Annotated in this window: 28 protein-coding genes and 1 riboswitch; of the genes, 9 read left to right on the top strand and 19 right to left on the bottom strand. The window is 48.0% G+C overall.

The genetic code is table 11. The annotated features are described in order from the left end of the window. Positions 1-2 precede the first annotated feature (2 nt). The 12 genes from spoIIIAC to ACZM6M_RS14520 form a co-directional block, all read right to left on the bottom strand. Positions 3-197: a stage III sporulation protein AC gene (gene spoIIIAC, locus ACZM6M_RS14575; protein WP_066543817.1), complete on the bottom strand. Its 195-nt coding sequence runs from the start codon at positions 195-197 to the stop codon at positions 3-5. Positions 198-223: 26 nt separating this feature from the next. Continuing rightward, the gene (locus ACZM6M_RS14570; protein ID WP_337433168.1) at positions 224-754 is read right to left on the bottom strand and encodes a stage III sporulation protein AB; all 531 of its coding nucleotides are present in this window, start codon (positions 752-754) and stop codon (positions 224-226) included. A 13-nt stretch (positions 755-767) separates the two neighbouring features. Continuing rightward, positions 768-1739 (bottom strand): stage III sporulation protein AA, encoded by a 972-nt coding sequence (gene spoIIIAA / locus ACZM6M_RS14565; RefSeq protein WP_337433169.1) that lies wholly within the window; start codon positions 1737-1739, stop codon positions 768-770. A 90-nt stretch (positions 1740-1829) separates the two neighbouring features. Continuing rightward, positions 1830-2309 carry a 23S rRNA (pseudouridine(1915)-N(3))-methyltransferase RlmH gene (rlmH, locus tag ACZM6M_RS14560; protein ID WP_066543811.1) on the bottom strand — a complete coding sequence of 160 codons (480 nt, stop codon included), beginning with the start codon at positions 2307-2309 and terminating at the stop codon, positions 1830-1832. Next, entirely contained in the window at positions 2306-2803 is a 498-nt protein-coding gene (locus tag ACZM6M_RS14555) for a GNAT family N-acetyltransferase (protein WP_066543810.1), read from the bottom strand. The genes rlmH and ACZM6M_RS14555 overlap by 4 nt, the downstream gene beginning before the upstream one ends. 5 nt (positions 2804-2808) lie before the next feature. Then, entirely contained in the window at positions 2809-3642 is an 834-nt protein-coding gene (locus tag ACZM6M_RS14550) for an energy-coupling factor ABC transporter ATP-binding protein (RefSeq protein WP_337433170.1), read from the bottom strand. After that, a complete protein-coding gene (locus ACZM6M_RS14545) occupies positions 3639-4400 on the bottom strand; it encodes an energy-coupling factor transporter transmembrane component T family protein (protein WP_337433171.1) in 762 nt (253 codons plus the stop codon). The genes ACZM6M_RS14550 and ACZM6M_RS14545 overlap by 4 nt, the downstream gene beginning before the upstream one ends. Before the next feature lie 2 nt (positions 4401-4402). Next, complete coding sequence (locus tag ACZM6M_RS14540) at positions 4403-4732, bottom strand: energy-coupling factor ABC transporter substrate-binding protein (RefSeq protein WP_066543801.1); 330 nt, start codon at positions 4730-4732, stop codon at positions 4403-4405. Further along, positions 4732-5478, bottom strand: coding sequence for an energy-coupling factor ABC transporter permease (locus ACZM6M_RS14535; RefSeq protein WP_066543800.1), 747 nt, complete (start codon positions 5476-5478; stop codon positions 4732-4734). Before ACZM6M_RS14535 ends, ACZM6M_RS14540 begins: the two co-directional genes overlap by 1 nt. A 146-nt stretch (positions 5479-5624) precedes the next feature. Continuing rightward, a riboswitch (cobalamin riboswitch) is annotated at positions 5625-5853 on the bottom strand. Between the two features lie 31 nt (positions 5854-5884). After that, on the bottom strand, positions 5885-6595 hold the full coding sequence (locus tag ACZM6M_RS14530; protein WP_066543799.1) for a response regulator transcription factor: 711 nt from the start codon (positions 6593-6595) through the stop codon (positions 5885-5887). A gap of 58 nt (positions 6596-6653) precedes the next feature. Further along, entirely contained in the window at positions 6654-7397 is a 744-nt protein-coding gene (locus ACZM6M_RS14525) for a helix-hairpin-helix domain-containing protein (protein WP_337433172.1), read from the bottom strand. 89 nt (positions 7398-7486) lie between these two features. Then, the gene (locus ACZM6M_RS14520; protein WP_337433173.1) at positions 7487-7915 is read right to left on the bottom strand and encodes a DMT family transporter; all 429 of its coding nucleotides are present in this window, start codon (positions 7913-7915) and stop codon (positions 7487-7489) included. A gap of 243 nt (positions 7916-8158) precedes the next feature. Here ACZM6M_RS14520 and ACZM6M_RS14515 point away from each other — a divergent pair, with 243 nt between their 5' ends. Then, entirely contained in the window at positions 8159-9553 is a 1395-nt protein-coding gene (locus ACZM6M_RS14515; protein ID WP_418493798.1) for an MATE family efflux transporter, read from the top strand. Here the strand turns inward: ACZM6M_RS14515 and ACZM6M_RS14510 are convergent. Next, positions 9550-10095 carry a DUF5662 family protein gene (locus tag ACZM6M_RS14510; RefSeq protein WP_066543792.1) on the bottom strand — a complete coding sequence of 182 codons (546 nt, stop codon included), beginning with the start codon at positions 10093-10095 and terminating at the stop codon, positions 9550-9552. The two genes, ACZM6M_RS14515 and ACZM6M_RS14510, sit on opposite strands and share 4 nt — an antisense overlap. Positions 10096-10250: 155 nt before the next feature. On the opposite strand from ACZM6M_RS14510, the gene ACZM6M_RS14505 reads away from it, so the two are divergent. Further along, the gene (locus tag ACZM6M_RS14505) at positions 10251-10448 is read left to right on the top strand and encodes a cold shock domain-containing protein (RefSeq protein ID WP_021869793.1); all 198 of its coding nucleotides are present in this window, start codon (positions 10251-10253) and stop codon (positions 10446-10448) included. A 137-nt stretch (positions 10449-10585) separates the two neighbouring features. On the opposite strand, the gene hslO is transcribed toward ACZM6M_RS14505, so the two are convergent. The 4 genes from hslO to ACZM6M_RS14485 form a co-directional block, all read right to left on the bottom strand. Then, complete coding sequence (gene hslO, locus ACZM6M_RS14500) at positions 10586-11467, bottom strand: Hsp33 family molecular chaperone HslO (RefSeq protein WP_337932733.1); 882 nt, start codon at positions 11465-11467, stop codon at positions 10586-10588. Between the two features lie 2 nt (positions 11468-11469). Beyond that, on the bottom strand, positions 11470-12234 hold the full coding sequence (locus tag ACZM6M_RS14495) for a class I SAM-dependent DNA methyltransferase (protein WP_066543788.1): 765 nt from the start codon (positions 12232-12234) through the stop codon (positions 11470-11472). A 76-nt stretch (positions 12235-12310) separates the two neighbouring features. Next, positions 12311-12820, bottom strand: coding sequence for an SEC-C metal-binding domain-containing protein (locus tag ACZM6M_RS14490; RefSeq protein WP_066543781.1), 510 nt, complete (start codon positions 12818-12820; stop codon positions 12311-12313). A gap of 267 nt (positions 12821-13087) precedes the next feature. Next, on the bottom strand, positions 13088-13261 hold the full coding sequence (locus ACZM6M_RS14485) for a DUF1540 domain-containing protein (protein WP_081422815.1): 174 nt from the start codon (positions 13259-13261) through the stop codon (positions 13088-13090). A 193-nt stretch (positions 13262-13454) separates the two neighbouring features. Here ACZM6M_RS14485 and ACZM6M_RS14480 point away from each other — a divergent pair, with 193 nt between their 5' ends. Beyond that, positions 13455-15098, top strand: coding sequence for a SulP family inorganic anion transporter (locus ACZM6M_RS14480; RefSeq protein ID WP_066543780.1), 1644 nt, complete (start codon positions 13455-13457; stop codon positions 15096-15098). On the opposite strand, the gene ACZM6M_RS14475 is transcribed toward ACZM6M_RS14480, so the two are convergent. Beyond that, on the bottom strand, positions 15095-15583 hold the full coding sequence (locus ACZM6M_RS14475; RefSeq protein WP_296038875.1) for an NUDIX hydrolase: 489 nt from the start codon (positions 15581-15583) through the stop codon (positions 15095-15097). The genes ACZM6M_RS14480 and ACZM6M_RS14475 overlap by 4 nt on opposite strands. 211 nt (positions 15584-15794) lie before the next feature. Here ACZM6M_RS14475 and ACZM6M_RS14470 point away from each other — a divergent pair, with 211 nt between their 5' ends. From ACZM6M_RS14470 to ACZM6M_RS14445, 6 genes are all read left to right on the top strand, one after another. After that, positions 15795-16064: a type II toxin-antitoxin system RelB/DinJ family antitoxin gene (locus ACZM6M_RS14470; protein ID WP_296038877.1), complete on the top strand. Its 270-nt coding sequence runs from the start codon at positions 15795-15797 to the stop codon at positions 16062-16064. Further along, positions 16057-16296: a Txe/YoeB family addiction module toxin gene (locus ACZM6M_RS14465; protein ID WP_337932829.1), complete on the top strand. Its 240-nt coding sequence runs from the start codon at positions 16057-16059 to the stop codon at positions 16294-16296. The genes ACZM6M_RS14470 and ACZM6M_RS14465 overlap by 8 nt, the downstream gene beginning before the upstream one ends. A gap of 248 nt (positions 16297-16544) precedes the next feature. Further along, positions 16545-18011 (top strand): ribosomal protection-like ABC-F family protein, encoded by a 1467-nt coding sequence (gene abc-f / locus ACZM6M_RS14460; protein WP_419504208.1) that lies wholly within the window; start codon positions 16545-16547, stop codon positions 18009-18011. An 89-nt stretch (positions 18012-18100) separates the two neighbouring features. After that, entirely contained in the window at positions 18101-18391 is a 291-nt protein-coding gene (locus tag ACZM6M_RS14455) for an alpha-helical endospore appendage domain-containing protein (protein WP_337433178.1), read from the top strand. Positions 18392-18529: 138 nt separating this feature from the next. Next, a complete protein-coding gene (locus ACZM6M_RS14450; RefSeq protein ID WP_337433179.1) occupies positions 18530-18904 on the top strand; it encodes a hypothetical protein in 375 nt (124 codons plus the stop codon). Further along, positions 18901-19308 carry a hypothetical protein gene (locus ACZM6M_RS14445; RefSeq protein WP_337433180.1) on the top strand — a complete coding sequence of 136 codons (408 nt, stop codon included), beginning with the start codon at positions 18901-18903 and terminating at the stop codon, positions 19306-19308. Before ACZM6M_RS14450 ends, ACZM6M_RS14445 begins: the two co-directional genes overlap by 4 nt. A 313-nt stretch (positions 19309-19621) precedes the next feature. Here ACZM6M_RS14445 and ACZM6M_RS14440 read toward each other — a convergent pair. Further along, a partial coding sequence (locus ACZM6M_RS14440) for a doubled motif LPXTG anchor domain-containing protein (RefSeq protein ID WP_489490518.1) occupies positions 19622-21011 on the bottom strand: 1390 nt, incomplete at its 5' end.

Genomic DNA, 21011 nt, shown 5'->3' with positions numbered 1-21011 from the left:
TCCTACAGCAAAAACAAACGTTTCATGGTTTCAAACAGATCATATATGTAGGGAACCATCCAGAACAGTACCAGAACCAGACCTGCCAGACTGGTGAGAAATGCCTGCTCATCCCGGCCGCTGTGCTTTAGTACCTGGCAGATTACAGACACCAGGATTCCCACAGCCGCAATGCGGAAAATCAGATTTACATCCATCGTTTCTCCCCTTTCCTCCGTCGCAGCTAATACATCAGAATCACTAAAAGCAGGCTTCCCATCATTCCCAGAGCTGTGCTCAGACGGCATCTTTCCCTCATTTCCCCCCGCAGACGGCTGATAGAAAGCTCCAGCTGCTCCAGATAAAGAAGCAGCGTCCGTTCCTGCATGTCCACATCCAGGTATCCCAAACGTCCACCCAGACCGGCAAGCTGCTTTATATCTTTTTCGTCCAGAATTTCCCCTTGAGGCCCCTTTTTTATAAGCTCCACCTGTTTCTCCCATATTTTAGAAAATGTTTCCTCCCGGCTTGCGGCAATCTCCCTGGCCGCTCCTGTAAATAAACGGCCCAAGAATCCATTTTCCCGCCGTCCTACCCGCTCCAGAGCCTCCTCCAGCGGAGCTCTGCTGTATGTGATCTCACCCTTTAAGCCAAAAATCATCTGTCTAAGCGTTTCCAGAGCCTCCAGTCTGGCCCTCCATCTCCAGGCCATCCACATTCCCCAGCCAGTACCGGAAAACAGTACCAGCCCAATTCCGGCCCATTTTATAACCATGCTCCCTCCTCCTTTACAGGAGCCTTCCTGCCCCATCGTACACAGCACAGATATGACCTGCTCCCCCGGCCTGATCCAGAAAAATCAGGCGTTTAAAGGTTCCTTCCTTAAACAGTTCCCCTACCCCCGGCCGTTTTTCTACTTCTTTCAGGGATACACCGTGAACCGCAGCTGCTAACCCGCAGCCGCAGCTTCGGATATATTCCACAGCCCGTATATCCTCTTTTCCGCCAATCTCATCCACTGCTATTACTGCCGGAGCCATGGAGCGGATCAGCATCATCATCCCCTGGCTCTTGGGACAGCCATCCAGAATGTCCGTTCTCATTCCAAGATCATTTTGGGGGACTCCCTGAAAGCAGGCCCCCAGTTCCGAGCGCTCATCCACCACGCCGACTGTGATTCCAAAGAGACGCCTTCCCGTGCTTTTCTCCCGACAGCCGTTGGACAGCTGACGGATGATGTCCCGAAGAAGGGTCGTTTTTCCGCATCCCGGCGGCGATACGATTACCGTATTTAAAAAAAGCCCATTTTCACATAAAAGAGGCATGATCTGATCCGCGCATCCCTTTACCTCATGAGCGACGCGGACATTTAAAGAGGAGATAGATTTTAAGACTCCCACCTCTCTCTGGTTCAGCACCGTTCTTCCTGCCACACCGATCCGGTGTCCGCCACGGACGGTAAAAAATCCCTGGCGCAGCTCCTCCTGAGCCGCATACAGGGAAAAACCTCCCATGATCTCTGCAGTCTCCCGGATCTGTCGCTCTGTAAGCGTAAAAAGGCCCTTCTGATTGTCCGGCTCCAGTTCCACCGGCTCTCCTTTTTCTGTAAATCCATATTCCCTGTTTCCATACATCAAAAGCACCGGACGGTTCGCCCGCAGCCGTATCTCCCTCATGGATTCAAAATCCAGAGAACAGCTCTCAATAAACTCCCGCAAGGTTCCCGGAAATAAAACCGCGATTTCTTCTCTCTTTCCCATACCATCTCTCCCTTTATCTCAAATATATGAAACAGGCCTGTTTTTATGACAGAATCACTCTGCCGTAAAAACAGGCCTGCAGACAAATCTTTATTTGTGATAAGGCTCCCCCGCGTTGATCCGAAAGCTTCTGTAAATCTGCTCCAACAAGATCACCCGCATCAGCTGGTGAGGAAATGTCATGGGCGAAAAGCTCAAATGATAGTCTGAGCGTTTCATCACAGCCTCTGAAAGCCCCAGAGAACCGCCGATGATAAACACCAGCTGTCCTTTTCCCTCCACTGCCAGCCTGGCAATCTTTGCAGCCAGCTCCTCACTGGAAAGCTCCTTTCCCCGGATGGCAAGAGCTATAACGTATGCCCCATCCCGGATATGAGAAAGGATCCTCTCTCCTTCCTTTTCCCGGATCTGCCGCTCTAAAGCTTCACTGGCGCCGTCCGGCGTCTTTTCATCTGCCACCTGGATGATTTCCAGCTTGCAGTAACGGCTTAAGCGCTTGCTGTATTCCTCAATAGCAGCTTCAAAAAAGCGTTCCTTTATCTTTCCTACCGTAATCAGTGTTATCTTCATCGGCTAAACTCCAATATCATATCGTACCACACGGCTCCGCCATGGACCGATTTCGACACGCCCATGCTGCAGTATCCAAACTGTTCATAAAAACCGATCAAATGCTCCTTACAGGTAAGGATCAGGCCTTTTCTGCCCTCACTCTCCGCCTTTTCGATCAAAGCCTTCATCAAACGGCCTGCCAGTCCCTGATGGCGGAAATCTTCATCCACATCCAGACCAAAGATACTCTGGTATGCTCCCCTGGGATCATGAAGAGATACATCCTCAAACATTTCATCCGCAATGGTTCTTTCATTTGTTGCCGCCCCATTAATAAACCCTGCGATCCTTCCCTCACACTCTGCCACTAAAAAACTGCCGGGAAATGCTTCAAGCCTCTCCTTCAGACTTTTTTCATCCGCTGCCTCTGCTGCCGGAAAACAGCGCGCCTCTACTGCTGCCACCTGCTCTAAATCCTCTATCACTGCCTGTCTGATCTGTATCTCTTTCATCCCTCTTATCCTTCCTTTTCCTGTAACTGTTTCCATTCCTCTATGGTCTTTGGATGCCCCGGCAGCTGATATAAAACAGGCTGCCTGAGAGAAGCCCTTTTAAGCAGCTCCTCATCCCCAAATATATGCTCCGGACGATCATCTGCCAAAAGTTCTCCCTCTGAAAACACCAGAACACGGTCTGCCCATTCCCACACAAAATCCATGTCATGGGTGGAAATGACCTGTGTGATCTGCTCCTGCTCCAGTTTCTTAAGCTGTTCCTTAAAAAGCTGCGTATTTTTCCAGTCAAGACTGGCAGTAGGTTCATCAAACAGCAGGATTTCTGGCTTCATTACCACAACACCGGAAATACTGACCTGTTTCTTTTCCCCTCCGCTTAAAAAATGAGGCGGACGATGGGCAAGGTGAGTAAGCCCCATCCGCTGGATGATCTGTTCAGTCAGATAGCGGATTTTATCCTCTGAATAGCCCAGATTAAAGAGTCCAAAGGAAATTTCCCCCTCTACGGTCGAAGCGATGATCTGCCGGTCCGGATCCTGAAATACGATTCCCACACACTTTCTCAGCTCCAAAATATCCTTCCTGCTGCCTGTACAGAGCCTTCCGTGACAGTAAAGCTCTCCCTCATCCAGAGGTACAAGCCGGTTAAGAGTCTGGAAAAACGTAGATTTTCCTGCTCCGTTATTCCCGATCACAGCCGTTTTTTCTCCCGGATAGAAGGCCGCACTGACCTGTTTTAATGCCTGCTTTCCCCCGGGATAATACACACTGCCCCCGCGAAGCTCCAAAATCGGATCCAGCATCCGTGCTGTGCCGCTTATCGATGTCTGCCTCATATGCTCCACATCCTCTCTGCCAAAAGCCCTGCTGCCAGAAGCACTCCATACAGAACAATACCCAGCCTCTGCCTTCCTGTCACCAGCTTTTTCTCTTCCAGAAAACGCAGTTCTCCGTCATAGCTTCTTGCCTCCATGGCATTAAAGCTGTCCGATGCCCGCCGAAAGGCCAGAACCAGAAGATTGGCACATATTCCAAAAAATGAACGGTATCCCTGTCTTATCCAGATATCCCCCAGCCTGGCCTGAGCACTCTGCTTCATCTGTTCATAAAGCTCTAAAAGGCCAAACAAAAAGCGGTACATTAAGATCATCAGTTCCAGCATCACTTCCGGCAGATGCCATCTTCTCAAAGTTCCAACCACTTCATATACAGGCGTTGTCAGACTTATCATATACAAACAGGCCGTTCCCGTCAATACTTTCACCGTCACAAAAACAGCTTCCATCACGGCTTCCTTTGTAAAATCCAGTGCAATTACAGCTCCGCTGAGGATAACGAAGAAAAGAGGAATGGTCAGCATTCTCCCGTAAACCGGCCACTCCACTCCTCCCCATTTATGGGTAAGCACTGCCATGCACAGCCCCACTGCCACTGAAATCAGGCCCGTTTTGGATCCAATACACCCCAACAGCGAAATAAGTCCCAGCATGATCTTCCAGTCCGGGTTCCATGACGCCATTTGGGAGCACACGGCATATTGATCCATCAAAAGAATCTGATTTCCATGACAATGATTTCTGTGATGCAGCGCCATAATTAGTTCTCCTGTCTTTCCTCTGTATCGTTTGTACTGTATTTCTTTCTTGCCACCAGATATCCAAATCCATAGCAGATCACGCCAGATCCCAAAGCTGCCTGAAGACAGAACAGCAGGCTTTCCGTTTCTCCCGGAAGTTCTCCTCCTAAAATCCGTTCCAGAACAGGCTCTGCCCATGGCTCATATTCGGGATCGATCTCACCTACCAGTTCGCCGGCTGCATCATCGGCTCCTCCAAATCCCGCATCCTTGGGAGCAGCTATAAACGGGACAATTGTCAATATTACGCAAGCCACCAAAAGACCTGCGATCCACATTGGTTTCTTCATTATCGATTCTCCTCCCCAAATCCAAGCTCTCGAAGTTCCGGACCTGCATAAGTCTGCAGACCGATCAATATCACAACCGTCAGAAGTCCTTCAATCACTGCCAGCGGAATCTGTGTCAATGCAAAAATTCCCAAAAACCGTACAACAGCACTCCATACGCCGTCTGCCGCAGGATGGGCCAGTCCCAGCTGCACACTGGTCACACAATATGTAAACAGATTTCCAAGGGCTGCTGCCAGAAAAACAGCCACCTTCTGATTCAGCTTTATTTTTCTGCCCAGCTTATAAACGCCCCAGCTGACAACAGGACCTGCAATCGCCATACTGAAGGTATTGGCTCCCAGCGTTGTCAAACCTCCATGTGCAAGCAAAAGCGCCTGAAAAATCAGCACCAGAAAGCCGATCACTGCCATGGGAGTCGGGCCAAAGAGAATGGCTCCCAGACCGGTTCCCGTTGGGTGGCTGGAGGATCCGGTCACACTTGGAAATTTCAGGGCAGACAGCACAAAGGCATAGGCGCCTGCCATTGCAAAGATCAAAAGCAGCTTTCTGTGCTCTTTTATCAGACGGTTGATCCGCTTCACTCCCAATACCACAAAGGGAATGCAGACTACCCCCCAGGCAATACAGTACCCCATCGGAAGATATCCCTCCATAATGTGCATGGCATATGCCGGTGACGCCGCTGCAAAACTGAAGAGGATTCCCCAGGCCAGCATGGCAGTTCCTTTTTTTCTTACATTCATTGATGTATGCTCCCTTCTTAAAAGTAAAAAAGCCTGTTTGCCACATAGTTTCTACGTGATCCAAACAGACATGATAAGAAAGCGGATGCTCCGCCTTCCTCCCTTTTCAGGGTATCTATTATAAAAAGCTGTGCTCCGCAGCCTTTATAATCACGCCGAAAAAGGCAGGTCTTCTGGCTCAGGCATCCTCATCACCGGCTCCTTCCCACATAGATTCATGCAGTGGCGTTTCGCAAAAGCCTGTTTCTATTTTAACAGCTTTCTGCATCCGGTAACTCTTCCTTTACAGCGGCGGGACCGCATGGGCTTTCCACCCATTTCCCTATTATCCCGGACTTCCCATGGAATCCGGGCACCTTTTTCTGTTCTGTTTTCCATTTTCCCTCAGCAGGCAGGGATCGAGGCTTTACCCCCTGTTTGATACTCCGAAATAATATCCCACGCCCCATTTTGTATGTACATATCTGGGGTCACTTGGACTTGGCTCGATCTTTTCTCTCAGACGGCGCACATGAACGTCTACCGTACGCACATCCCCGCTGTCCATGGCTCTGTTTCCCCATACATAATTCAAAAGCGCCTCACGGCTGTATACCTTGTTGGGATTGCGTACCAGAAGCTCTAAGAGATCAAACTCCTTTGCAGTAAGGTTGATCTCCTTTTCACCGATAAATACTCTGCGCCCCTCTGTGTCCATCTTTAAATCTCCAGAACCGATCATAGAAGAGGGTTCCTCCCGCTTCTGGCGCTTTGCCTTCAGGCTTCGCCGGATAATGGCCTTGATCCTGGCCTTTACCTCCAGAATGTTAAAGGGCTTGCTGATGTAGTCGTCCGCCCCGTACTCCAATCCCAGGATCTTATCCATATCGCCGCCCTTGGCCGTCAGCATGATCACGGGCATGTCGGAAAATTCCCGAATCGCCTGACATACTTCAAAACCGTCATGCTTTGGGAGCATCACATCTAACAGCACAATATCATACTCTGTCTTTTTTGCCAGTTCTATGGCTTCCTCTCCGTCATAGGCACAGTCCACCTCAAAACCGTCCTGCTCCAGACTGAACCGGATTCCCTTTACGATCAGTTTTTCATCATCTACTACCAATACCCGAGCCATGTTTCATTTCCCTTCCTGTCTGTCTATTTAAAAATGCCCTGACGGGCGCAGTTTTCTTTTAAACGGTTATATCATCCCGTATCTTTTCAAATGCACTTTCCTTGATCCCGGATACATTCATAATATCCTCGATCGAGCGAAAAGCCCCCACTTCCTGACGGTACTGGATAATCGCCTCCGCCCTGGATTTTCCAATGCCTGTAAGTGTCATCAGCTCCTCTGCACCGGCCTTATTCAGATTCACTTTTCTGCCCGTTGAAGCGCTTTTCCCAGGGCTTCCGCTAAAACCGTCACCGGGATCCGTCACAAAGGCCTGATCTGAAAGAATCCCCTGAGTCTTCAGGCGCTCTGCCTCTGTCCGATCCGGAACTTCGATCCGCATCCCGTCCTCTAAGACCATGGCCAGATTGAGAATACTGCCATCTCCCTGCTCAAGGACTCCTCCAGCTGCTTCCAAAGCCTGAAATACACGGCTTCCTGCATTCAGGGAATACACTCCCGGAGCCGCCACCTGACCGCAGACATGGATCCAGATCTGCTCTTCTTCCGGATTTTCTGCCTCCGAAGCAACTTTTGCCTCTGAAAAAGCAATTTCTTTCCCCGGACAATCAGCAGTCTCATCCGAAAAAGAGGCTTCTGGCTCCGAAAAAACCTTCTCCCTGCGTTCCCCGTCTTCTGAGTATTCGAGGCTTACTTCTGTCCCCGGCGATGGCTGGGAGCAGCTGTATAAAATCCCTGCCAAAAACATTCCCAATAAAAGTAAAATAATCCTTCCCTGCTTGTGCTTTTTTAATTCCTTCAACGATATCTCCTCCTTTTAGAGATACCGTCCCGGCCTGCTGTATCTATTCTATCGGAAAGCCGGTTTAAATACAAGCGTTATTTCTTATCCTATCGCTGAAAAATGATAATCCCCCCTACAGCGATCGCGGCCCCCAAAAGCTTATTCCATGCAAATGGAGCCTTTTCCACTCCAAACAGGCCAAACAGCTCGATCAGATAAGCCACGATGATCTGAGCCACCACGATAAGAAGAGAAGTTCGGGCCGGCCCCAGAGCCGCCATGCTGCGGATCACCGTGTAGGTGATCAAGGCCCCGATCACGCCGCCTGCCAGAACATACTTTGGCGTCACCCCCATGAGACCGGATACCGGCTGGCGTCCGGTAAACAGCCAGATCACCACACAGGTCAGCAGAGCCGTAGCCTGTACCCATCCTGCTGCCACCCATACACCGGTCTGCTTTGTTACTTCTGTGTTAAATACACCCTGCACACTCATAAGAGCTCCCGATAAAAGAGCAATGATCCATCCTGTCATCCGTTTTTCCTCCTGATTGTTTTATACACCACTGTTTCCAACGGTTCTAACAGTCATTTTTCCCATCCTCTCTTTCCCTATACACAGATTATTTGTATACGGACTTTATTTTTTGTATACAAATCCGATTGTTTTCTCTGTATCTCTGGGTTATAATCCATAGGAATCCCCTGTTTCCGACAGAATCTGTCCGGAGTTTTCCGGACCCGACATAAAAAAGGGGAAGAAACGGAGAACATGATCATGACAGCAAACAATGAACCAGCCGCGGATCTCACAGAAAAGGACCGGGCCTTCAGAGCCTTTGTACGGGAAGAAAATATGTGGAAGGTGGTCTTCTATGTATGTACGCCCCTGGCCCTTTACCAGAGCTTAAATCAGATTTTTAAAATCTTTGATTCCATGATGGCGTCCCACATCGGCGCTTCCTCTGTGTCTGCCGTAGCCTATCTATCCCAGCTTAACCTCATGCTTTCCGCTCTGGGCGGCGGACTGGCTGTAGGCGCCAGCATCAAGGTTAGCGAAGCCTACGGAGCCGGAGATTTCAAACTGGTAAAACGGAGAGTCAGCACTCTTTTTGCCCTCTGCGGAATCCTGGGAGCCGGCATTTTGCTGATCCTTGTCCCCTTTGCGCCCCAATTTCTGCGCCTTGCAAGAACGCCGGAGGAATTTATCACAGAAGGCACCACCTATTTTATCCTGGATCTTTTTGGAATTGTATTGAATTTTTTTAACAGTGTCTACATTGCAATCGAACGGGCCAGAGGAAACTCCCAGCGGATCCTTCATCTGAATATGGGCGTTATTGTGGTAAAGCTGGCCCTTACCGCTCTCTTTGTATATGTATTCCACAGCGGGATCAATATGATCGCCGTTGCCACCATCATTTCCCAGCTTCTGATGTTTTCTGCCGCCATCTACCACTTAAGCCGTAAAGGAAACGCATTTTCCTTCTCTTTAAGGAGCATTTCCTTAAAACGGCGTGTGGTTCGGCCCATGGTGCTCTTATCCGTACCTGTAATCATCGAAAAAATGGCATTTTCCTTTGGAAAAGTAGTGGTAAATTCCATGTGCACCATCTACAGCCCTCTTACCGTAGGAGCACTGGGTATTTCCAATAATCTGGGCGGCATTACCACCAATCCCCAGAACGGCTTTCAGGAGGGCGGCTCTGCCATTATCAGCCAAAGCCTGGGAGCAGGACTTCCCAAACGTGCCTTAGAGGCCTTCCGGTGCATCCTCATCATCAATATGGCAATCGGGGCCGTTCTTATGAGCCTGACCCTGATCTTTTTAGGGTCCATCAGCCGTCTCTTTTCCGGCGGTGATCCTCAGTTCCAGCAGATGATCTGTTCCATCTACCAGATGGAAGCTTTAGGCTCCATTCCCCTTGGTATCAATGCGGCTGTTATGGCTCTGCTTTACGGATTTGGCAAGACAAGGATTTCCCTTATCATCAATTTCAGCCGTGTATTTATCTTCCGTGTACCTGTACTGTGGGGTCTGCAGCAGTTCACGGACCTTGGAGATATCAGCGCCGGAATCGTCATGGCCGTGAGCAATATTGCCACCGGCGTTCTGGCCGTCATCGTAGGCTGGATCACCATCCGGCAGATTAAAAAGCAGTACGGGATTTAATAATCCCCCTGCTTTAAAAGTTCCCTCAGATACCGGAAGGTTTCCTTTTCTCCCCGGTCCTTCAGCATAATCAAAAGCCTTTCAAGCAGCGCCCTGGTTTCCGGATGAATGGTTATGTATTTTTTCGTAAATTCATAGTATTCCAGAGGCGCTGCGCTGGTATAAGCCTTTCCCTTATACACCTCACAGGCCGCAATCCGGTCACAGATCATCTCTGCCACATACCGCAACGGCATCTTATTTCCCACTAATCCCTCTTCCTTACGGACAGAAATATCGATCCAGTATTCATAATGATGCTTATTGCGGCCCTTGTGGTGAAGCCAGGCCTTTGAATAGCCCAGATCTTCTCTTTCCGCCGCATTGGGACTGCGCGTTCCCTGATAATAGCGTACACCGGTAAAAAACTCCTCAGGGCTGTATTTTGACAGATCATGGGTCAGCCCTTGGCGGTAAAGCCCGATCTGAAAGCAGTGCCTGCATACCAGCATCCGATGTTTTGTAATGGTTTTAAAATGATTCCATATATTGATCAGTTTCATTACGCTCTCCTTTAAAAGTTACTTAAAAACAGCCCTGTATAGACCCCGGTTTATGCACAAAATGTTTGACACCCGGTAAGATCTGTGATATTCTAATGGAAGCTGTGAAATTACTTGCAGCTTAACATTTTTTTTATTTTTTTGGAGGTATCACAATGAAAGGTACAGTTAAGTGGTTCAACAACCAGAAGGGTTACGGCTTCATCTCCGACGAGCAGGGCAACGATGTATTCGTTCACTACTCTGGTCTGAACATGGAAGGCTTCAAGTCCTTAGACGAGGGCGCAGAGGTTGAGTTCGACGTAGTAAACGGAGCTAAGGGTCCTCAGGCTACCAACGTAACCAAATTATAATCAATGAACAAACAGTGTACCTTTTTCAAACATATATCGGTTCGATAGAAAGTTGAAGTAAGTTATATCTGAATTTCAAATGATTACCGACAAGAGCCAGTCGAAAGACCGGCTCTTGTTGTTTTTAATTCACAGGACTATGATCTGGCCAGCTCCAGGAGCTCCTTTAATTCTTCCACATCAAACACATAGTTCTTATTGCAGAAGTGGCAGTTCACCTCAATGGGCTTGCCGTCGTCGATCATTTCCTGAATATCCTTCTTTCCCACGCTGATCAGTGCCTTTGCCACCCGGTCTTTGGTACAGTTGCAGTAGAAACGGGCCGGAAGCTTATCATTGATCTCCAGGCCAAATTCTCCTAAAATGTACTCCAAGATCATCTCCGGCGTATTTCCCACATCCAAAAGCGTGGTAATAGAGTGAATCTCCTTAATCTTATTCTCTAAGGCGTCAATTACTGCATCAGACGCCCCCGGCATGAGCTGGATGATAAAACCGCCGGCTTGACGGACCGTATTGTTCTTATTCATCAAAACGCCTAATGCCACAGAAGAGGGCGTCTGCTCAGAGGTTGCGTAATAATAGGTAAGATCCTCCGCAATCTCTCCTGTCACAAGGATAGTCTGTCCCACATAGGGATCCTTTAAGCCGATATCTTTGATCACGCTTAACACGCCCAGTCCCAGCGCTCCGCCTACATCCAGCTTTCCCTTGTCATTGGGAGGAAGCATTACCTCCGGATGGAACGCATAGCCCTTTACTCCGCCGTGGGCGTCTGCCGTCACCACAAGACCGCCGATGGGGCCGTCTCCCTGGATCTTCAGTGTGAGAAGGTCTGCGTCTCCCTTCATGTCATATCCCATCATAACAGCCGCTGTCATCAGCCGTCCCAGAGCAGCCGTAGCCACAGGACTTGTATTGTGAGCCTGTCTGGCTACCTCGGTCAGATCTCTGGTCGTAGCCGCAAAGGCCCGGATCTGTCCCTCAGCCGCCGTGGCCCGGATTACATAATCTGCCATTTTTATCTTCCTTTCTCTGTCTTTCCCTTTTCTCTCAGGATCACATAGATCCGTTCGCTGTCCTCTTTTACCGGATCCTTTGTAAATGCGTCGTAGGCTGTGACAAATTCCATTCCGGCTGCCTCAGCCGCCGCCTTCACCTCATCCAAAGAATAACATCTCTGAAAATGAGTTTCCTCAAACTTCCGGTACAGCTCCCCCTCCCGGATAAAAAGAGTCAGATCGTACTCATTGATCCGCTCCTTCTCATCATAATAATTCTGCCAGATAAAACTGCTCTCTGTGCGGTCCTCCGCAAAGGTATTTTCCCCCATAAGCTCTTTATATTTGTATTCTGTATTCAGATCAAAGATAAATACGCCACCGGGATCCAGATAATTATTCGCCAGGCGGAACACCTGCGTCAGCTCCTCCGGCTCCATAATGTAATTCATGGAATCGCAGATACTCACCACCGCCCGGACGGTGCCGTAAAGCTCAAATTCCCGCATATCCTGCAAAAGATAAAGGATATCCAGGCCGGCCGCAGCCCGCTTTTCCATGGCGATCTCCAGCATCTCCTCCGAATTGTCAGCGCCGATCATATCGTATCCTGCCTCTGCCAGAAGCTGCGTCATGCTTCCGGTGCCGCATCCTAAATCCAGCACCAGGCCATCCTCTGCGCCGTACTCCTTTAACAGCTCCTTCAGATAAGCGGCCCATTCCTCATAGGGAACATTGTCCTGAAACAGGTCATAGACCTGTGCAAAGCTCGTATATGCTTCCATCTGCCTGCCTCCATCTTTCCCCTGTAACGCCAACTGCCTGTCCGGAAATACCGGGCAGGCAGTCTGTGCAGCTTATTTACGCGTTCTTACCGCAGCACTTCTTATACTTCTTGCCGCTTCCGCAGGGACAGGGATCATTTGGGAAGATCTTCTTTTCCTTGCGGATGGTGCCTGAAGCCTTCTGTGCCTTATACAGCTCCTTGCGCTTCTCCTCAGACAAAATGCTGTCCCACTGTGGAAGCTCATAGAGCCAGTTTGCCTTTGCCTCTACCATGTTGTAGTACAGCTTCTCAGGATCGATCTCGATCTTTACCTCTGTATCCTCCTCCATGGTATCGATCGGGTTCTCATAACCCTTTAAGCTCTCATTGATGCCGTCTAAAAAGCCGGTCATGATCAGAAGCTCTGTGTTGTACTTCTCAGCCAGCTCCTTTACAGTACCTGTGATCACCTCTGTAGGTGCGGAAAGGATCTGCTCGTAGATACCCTTCTCAATCTGGAAATATCCTGCCCACAGTTCTTCTTTCTTTTTATCATCCAGGCCGTCACCATATGCCAGATTTCTCCATGTTTCTAATAATGCCATAGTTAAACCATCCTTTTTGTATATTTATAGAAGCCTATAGTATTCTATAGTATATAACAAAACATGAGATTTTTCAAATGGTTTTGTTGGAGTTTGTAATGAAATTCCCCATAAAACGGGGGAAGGCCCGGGGTACTCTGCTTTCGCAGGCACTGCCGGGCCGCGTCATCTCTGACTGTCCTCACTATACCATGGACTGGACGAAAAATCAATGGCTGTCAGGGAAACTTAAAAAAACGTAATATTTTCGTAACAGATGACGCCATTTTACTGCATCTTATTTACAAAAGATTCGCAGTCCGTACATTCCTTCTTGGTAGGATTCATCTCGTGGGTACCGATCTTAATCGTATCAAGAGTACAGTAATCGGTGGTATCTGCATGATACGCACAATTCTTGATGGTACACTGGATACATTCGTTCGTTCCGTTTACTTTCATGGTAGTTCCTCCTTTATGAATGGGTGTCTGTAAGCTGCCTTATAAAGTATCCTCAGGATTCTGTGAAATATACAGTTCCTCAAAAAATACAATATTTTCTGCCTTTTTGCTGGACATACCATCCTGCGCCTGTATAATAAGGTAGGGCAGGGAGCATTTTCCTGCCTATCAATATGAAAAAGGGGAACTGATTATGGAAAAAATGTATCCCATGCTGTTTACAACATGGAAAACCTACAGCAAAGAACAATTTTTAAAAGACCTCATCGCAGGCATCGTAGTTGCCATCATTGCCCTTCCGCTGTCCATCGCCCTGGCGCTCGCCTCCGGCGTAGGCCCGGAACAGGGTATCTACACTGCCATTGTAGCCGGCTTTATCATCTCATTCCTGGGCGGAAGCCAGGTTCAGATCGCCGGCCCCACAGCAGCCTTCGCCACCATCGTAGCGGGCATTGTAGCCCGAAACGGCATGGACGGACTGGCAGCCGCTACCATCCTTGCGGGCATCATTTTAATCATCATGGGACTCTGCCGGTTCGGCGGGCTGATTAAGTACATCCCATTTACCATCACAACCGGCTTTACCTCCGGTATTGCCGTAACCATCGTCATCGGACAGCTCAAGGACTTTTTCGGCGTAACCTATCCGGAAGGAATGCCCACCATTGAAACCATGGAAAAGCTGAAAGCCTTCTTAGCAGGCATCCATACATTCAATACAGACTCGCTGATCGTAGGCCTCGTATGCCTGGCTATTCTTATCATCGCACCCCGGTTTACGGAAAAAATCCCCGGCTCTCTTCTTGCCGTCATCGGAGGCATTCTCATGGTGCAGCTTCTCCCCCTTCAGGTCAATACCATCGGAGATCTCTACACCATAAGCAATAAGCTTCCTTCCTTCCATATGCCTCAGTTAAGCTTTGAAATGATCCAGACTGCCCTTCCTGACGCTTTTACCATCGCTATCCTGGCGGCCATTGAGTCTCTGCTCTCCTGTGTGGTAGCAGACGGCATGATCAATGGAAAACACCGTTCTAATATGGAACTGGCGGCCCAGGGCGCCGGAAATATCGCTTCCGCCCTTTTTGGCGGCATCCCGGCTACAGGCGCCATCGCCCGTACCGCGGCCAATGTAAAAAACGGAGGCCGTACTCCCGTTGCAGGCATGATCCACGCTGTGGTTCTTGTTCTTATCCTGATTATACTCATGCCATATGCAGCCATGATCCCCATGCCCGCCATTGCCGCTATCCTCTTTATGGTCGCCTACAATATGTGCCAGTGGAGAACCTTCACAGAGCTGGTAAAAACCGCTCCCAAAAGCGATATCGCCGTTCTGATCCTTACCTTCCTCTTAACCATTGTCTTTGACCTGGTAATCGCTATCGAAATCGGCCTCTTAGTGGCTGTGCTTCTGTTTATGAAGCGCATGAGCGATGTAACGGAGGTCCACAGCTGGAAATATGCAGAGGATGAAGAGGAGGCAGAACGCGAAAAACTTAGAAAGCTGTCCCCTCACATCAATGTATATGAAATCAGCGGCCCCCTGTTCTTCGGAGCCGCCGATGTGATTGGACGTATTGCCGTAAAAGATCATGCAAAATGCCTGATCCTGCGTATGAGAAGCGTTCCGGCTCTGGACAGCACTGCATTAAACGCCATGACCGACCTGTACAAAAACTGTGAGAAACGGGGAATCACCCTTATTCTCTCCCATGTAAACCAGCAGCCCATGAAGGTAATGGAAAAAGCAGGCTTTGCTCAGAAGGTAGGCCAGGAAAACTTCTGTGAAAATATTGACAGGGCGATCAAACGGGCTGAGGAGCTTGTGCATTAAGCGATAAGCGCTTTCCCATCCAGCACAGCCTCAATAAGCCGGTCGCCTTCGTAGGTCAGCTTCAGTGAAAAGAAGGGGGCATTTTCATTTAAAAGGCGGAAAAATATCTTATCTCCCTCCCAGATATTCAGTCCGCACACTGCCTCCTTCTTTACCCATTCCAGAGTACCCTCATTGCAGTCAGCCATCTCACCCTCAAAACCGTCTGCCGTGTACAGACACATATACTCCATATCCTCCACCGGACCTCCGGTAGAACGGAATGTAACAAGCCCCCGGAACCGCCAGGAAGTAAGTGTCAGGCCCGTTTCCTCCTTTACCTCCCTCAACAGGCATTCCTCAGGGCTTTCATTTTCTTCAAAATGACCTCCAATGCCGATCCATTTGTCTTTATTTACATCATTCTTCTTGCTCACTCTGTGAAGCATCAGCCATTCTCCCTCCCGCTCCATGTAGCAGAGAGTTGTCAGCTTTGAGCGTTCCATGTGTTTGTCCTCCTGTTGAACAGTAACTTGCGTATTATCCTGCGTACTATCTTCCTAATATTATACAGATACCGAAGCAATTTTCAATGGCAATTCCGGCGAATATCATGTCTGCCTTTCACACAATTTTATTTTGTATTGCATTTACTTGCTATTTGCATACAATAGTGTTATAATTATAACAAATAGAACACAGAAAGGAGTTATATCTATGGCACAGGCAACTTTAACCGCGCGGGTAGATGAAAAAGATAAAATCAACTTCGATGCCTTTTGTTCCAACGTAGGTTTAAACACCTCAACTGCCATCAATCTTTTTGTGAAAGCAGTTTTACGCGAAAACCGAATCCCATTTGAAATCGCTCAAAGTTCGGATCCATTCTTCTCCCAGTCTAATCTGGAATATGTAAAAAAATCCATTCAGGAACTACGCACAGGAAAAGGTACTGCCCACGAACTGATCGAGGTAGATGATGAGTGAAAAAATCTGGTCTGATGATGCCTGGGAAGATTACCTTTACTGGCAATCTCAGGACAAAAAAAACATCCGGCGCATCAATCAGCTTATTAAAGATATTGAACGAAATGGTTGTATGGAGGGAATCGGTAAACCCGAACCGCTGACAGGCGACTTACAGGGTGAATTCAGCCGCAGAATTAATGATAAGGATCGCCTTGTAAATGATACCTATTCCTCTTGCATCTTCCCCTGATCTATGATATACATAAATCTATACCAGAACAAAAAGAGGTGAAAGGATGAGAATCGACGCTTGCAGATAACTATAAAATGACGCCAGAATACCGCATTTTATTTACGGTATCCGTGCGTCCGCTGCAAGAAAGTCGTATATCTGTCCACTCACTAAAATATACGCCTCTGTCTTTCAGGGGTAAATTTATGATGAGCCGCAGGATCTGCTTTCCTGCGGCTCTCATTTTTTTACCGGAGGTGCACATTATGTCAATGATAAAAGCGGAACATCTTACCTTTTCCTACCCATCCAGCTCCGACCCCATTTTTGAAGATGTGAATTTTCAGATCGATACCGACCGGAAGCTGGGCTTTGTAGGCAGAAACGGCAGGGGGAAAACCACATTTTTAAATCTGCTCATGGGAAAATATGAATACCGGGGAACCATCCATTCTTCTGTCTCCTTTGACTATTTCCCCTATGAGGTTTCAGATCCCTCTAAAATGACACTGGAAATCATGTATGAAATCTGTCCCGATGCTCAGGACTGGGAATTTATGAAGGAACTCTCCTGTCTGCAGACGGACTGCGAACTGCTCTGGAGGCCATTTTCCACTCTGTCCAAAGGCGAACAGACAAAAGCGCTCCTCGCTGCACTTTTCTTAAATCAGGGCCATTTTCTTCTGATCGACGAGCCTACCAACCACCTGGATGCAGCTGCCAGAGAAACCGTCGCAGCTTACCTCAAGAAGAAAAAGGGCTTTATCCTGGTTTCCCATGACCGCTTCTTTTTGGACAGCTGCGTGGATCACATTCTTTCGTTAAACCGGGCTGATATCGAGGTACAGAGCGGCAATTTTTCCTCCTGGATGACTAATTTTACATACAGGCAAGCCTGTGAGCTGGCCCAGAATGAACAGCTCAAAAAGGAAATCGGCCGTCTAAAGCAGGCATCTGCCCGTACTGCCGGCTGGTCCGACCGAATCGAAGCCTCCAAAATCGGAAGCGGCTGCGCAGACCGGGGATTTGTAGGCCACAAATCTGCGAAAATGATGCAGCGCGCCAAATCCATTCAGTCCAGGCAGCAAAAAGCCATTGAGGAAAAATCCGGTCTTCTGAAAAACACTGAAACAGCAGAAGCCCTTAAGCTTCTGCCCCTGCGTTACCGAAGCCAGACCCTGATCTCCTGCCGTGACCTCTCCATCCGATACGGGGATCGTGCCGTCTGCGGGCCGTTTTCCTTTACTCTGGAACAAGGAGAGCGCCTTGCCTTAAACGGAAAAAACGGAAGCGGCAAGAGCAGTCTCTTAAAGCTGATCCTTGGAGAAGATATAAAGAAAACCGGAACCATTTCTATAGGCTCCGGCCTTATTATCTCCTATGTTTCCCAGGACACCTCCCATTTAAGCGGAACACTGTCCGACTATGCCAGCCAATGCAGGATTGATGAAAGCCTCTTTAAAGCGATTCTCCGAAAGCTGGACTTTGAGCGGATCCAGTTTACAAAGGATATGGCCCAATTTTCCGGAGGACAGAAAAAAAAGGTGCTGATCGCAAAGAGTCTCTGCGAACAGGCCCATCTGTATCTGTGGGATGAACCTTTAAATTTTATTGATATTTATTCCAGAATGCAGATTGAACAGCTGATTTTAGACTTTCGCCCTACTATGATCTTTGTAGAGCACGACCGGGCCTTTCGTGAAACAATCGCCACTAAAACCCTGGAGCTGTAGCTGTTTTGGGCCAGGCTGTCACAACTTTTCTCCTTGTCCATATATTATAGTATCCCGATCCATCATCGGGAAGAAGGGAGATAATCACTATGAATGAAACAACTTCTCTGACCTGCCAGACCCAGTGCCCTACTGCCTGCCCCTGCCCCATCCTTTTAAGCATCGCATCCTCCATCGCCCATGAGGAAGACGCTCTGGCCTGCATTTTAAATGCAGAATGCGCAAAAATCAACCGGGTAATTGCCGCTTCCAGCGACTACGAGGCGCTCATTGCCATTGATACCTCTGTTCAGGCTACTCTTGAACGAGTGATCGAACTGGAAGGCATTTTAAAGACAAAGCTTGATTCCATCCTTCCGTTTTTAAACGAGTGTATCTGACATTCGTTCCTTTCCGAAAGCATCTGTCTCCGGAATATTTTTCCTTTCATAACCCCCTTTTTATTTCAGTTAACAAATGTTCTATAGTTTCTCAAAGAATATTGTGGTACAATAACAATAACTACAGGAGGTGATGGCGTGAATACTGACACAACAATAGCAAAGAATATCCGTGTAACTGATGAAAAAGCAAGCTATGATGCAGCCTGCAAGCGGCTTTTATCAGAAAAAATCATTTTAGCATGGATTATGAAGAATTGCGTAGAGGAATACAAAAATTGTGATGTCAATGAAATAGCGGAAAACTATATCGAAGGACAGCCGCAAGTAGGTGAAACTGCCGTTGCACCAGATGAAACAAATCAGACTTCCAGAATTCATGGAACAGGGGTAGAGGATGCCACATTATCAGAGGGCACGATTACTTATGATATCCGTTTTCTGGCAGCTGCTCCGGTGTCAGGAGAATTAATCCGCCGAAGAACCGTGAAAACAGCATTACCGGTTATGTGATCTCAGAGAAAAATCTGATAGGAAATGTAAAAGAAAAGAAGTCGAATTATGACTTAATGACAGCTGTCATGATTTGTCTTGGAAAGAAAGCATCCACAGATACAAATGTGTTAAAGCTGTTAAATGTCCTTCTTTCGACAGAAACAGCTTCAGAGGACAAATGCCAGATATTAGAAGAAGATTTCAAAATAAAAATGACACAGACATTAGAAAGTGAGGTGTCGCTTATGTGTAATTTAAGCAAAGGTGTAGAGGAGCAGGGCATTCAGAAGGGACTGGAGCAAGGCATTCAGGCAATGATAGCTACTTTGAAAAAGTTGCAAATACCCACAGAAACCATCTTAATTGAAATATGTGAAAAATTTGGTTTGACAAGGGAAGACGCAGAAAAGTATTTAAAATAATGCAAGTCCCCTCTTAACCCGGCTATTATACGTTCTTCAACACACCCTGTTGTCATCAGCAGTCTTACTTTGATGCCAGATTTTTCGTAAAGCACGCAGTTTCTTAATCCACAGGCGTTAATTCGGGCAGTCCCTGCCCTATATTTGGGAAGCGAGGTCATCACTCCTATAGCCCCGCTGCCCGAATCCACCAGAGAGCGCCGTGACGGCCCCGGAGGGGAATAACGAATACTTTCTTTACAGACTACAAAAGCCCCGGCCTTTTTAGAGCCGGGGCTTTGTGGTTTAATGCTTTACAGCTGTTCTCTCAGCATCAGTGTTCCTCTTCTTTACGCTTTTTACTGAAACCGGTAATTGCAAGAAGGATTCCTGAGAATGCCATCAGCAATGTGGATCTCATTGTGGTCTGGCCTGTCTTTGGCAGAGGAGCCATCGGAACCATACCGTCATTAATAGAAATCACATCGCCTGTGCCAGTTTCCGGTGCGGGAGCTAATGGAACGTCCGGATTATCAATGGTAACTGTTACTCCGGGGCCTCTGGAGGAGTCGCCGCCGCTTCCGCTTGGGCCTCCGCCGTTTCCACCGCCGCCACCGCCGCTTCCGCCGCCGCTATAGTAGTTAAAGTAAGCGGTAAAGACAGCGTCAGCGCTGTAGCTTGCTGCTGAAATTTCATCTGCGTTTGTAAAATTAGTTGTTCCGTCAGACCAGCGTTCAAATCTGCATCTGCCGTTTGCGGATACGGTTACCTCTGCAAATGGATTTACAGATTTGGTTTCAAGAACCTGGTATCCGTTCTCGCCCTCTACAACCTCCATGATCGTACGAACCTCAACTACTGTTCCGCTTACGGTTCCGTAGCTTGGATTCTCAGATACATAGCGGAAGGTGATCTGGCGGTTATCCGGGATTCCATCCGGATTCTGAGGATCTGTTTCACCGATCTTATCTTCTGAGAAGTGAGCGGTAAATGTAGTATCCTCAAGGTAGGTCTGAGATTTCATATTCTGCATATCTGCAGTGTAATCTCTTCCCTCGGTATCTGCCCAGTAATCAAAGGCAAATCCTCCAAGGGCATGTGCAGTTGCTCCGTTGGGGCTGATTTCTTTTTTGTCAACATAATTTCCGGCGTCATCCGTAAAAGTATGAACCTCTGCCTCTGTTACACTGACTGTTCCCATTGCTTCATCAGCACTCACATACCGGAAAATAATCTGGTACTTGTCGGGATGTCCGTCTGGCTTGTCTGGGTTAGTTGGATCGGTTGGATCGGTTCCGCCCTTTTCATCCAGAACGTAATAAATGTCTACACGATTCTGGGTTTCATCATTTGTAATCAGCTTATCCGCTCCATCTACCTTTGTAAGAACATATGTATGTTCCTTATATGTCTCATGCTGTAAAACATCTACATTAGACATCTCCAGAATACCTGTTCCATATGGTGCTGTACCCTTGGTAGATTCAACTGCAGTTTCATTTAAACCTTCATAGTGTTTCACTACTTCATAGTTATAATTCTTCTGCTGATAAATGATTTCGACGTGGTTGGCCTGAATATCATTGCTGATCAGAAGGTCTGCTCCCTCCACCTTCACTAACTCGTAAAGGTTTCCATCATGAAGCTCTTCCTGCAGCACTGTTACATCAGATGCCTCCAGTATGTTGGTTCCGTATGCTGCGGTTCCCAGCTTAGTTACTGCG

The organism is Enterocloster sp., assembly GCF_057861365.1.
This window is presented reverse-complemented; position numbering and strand designations above follow the sequence as displayed.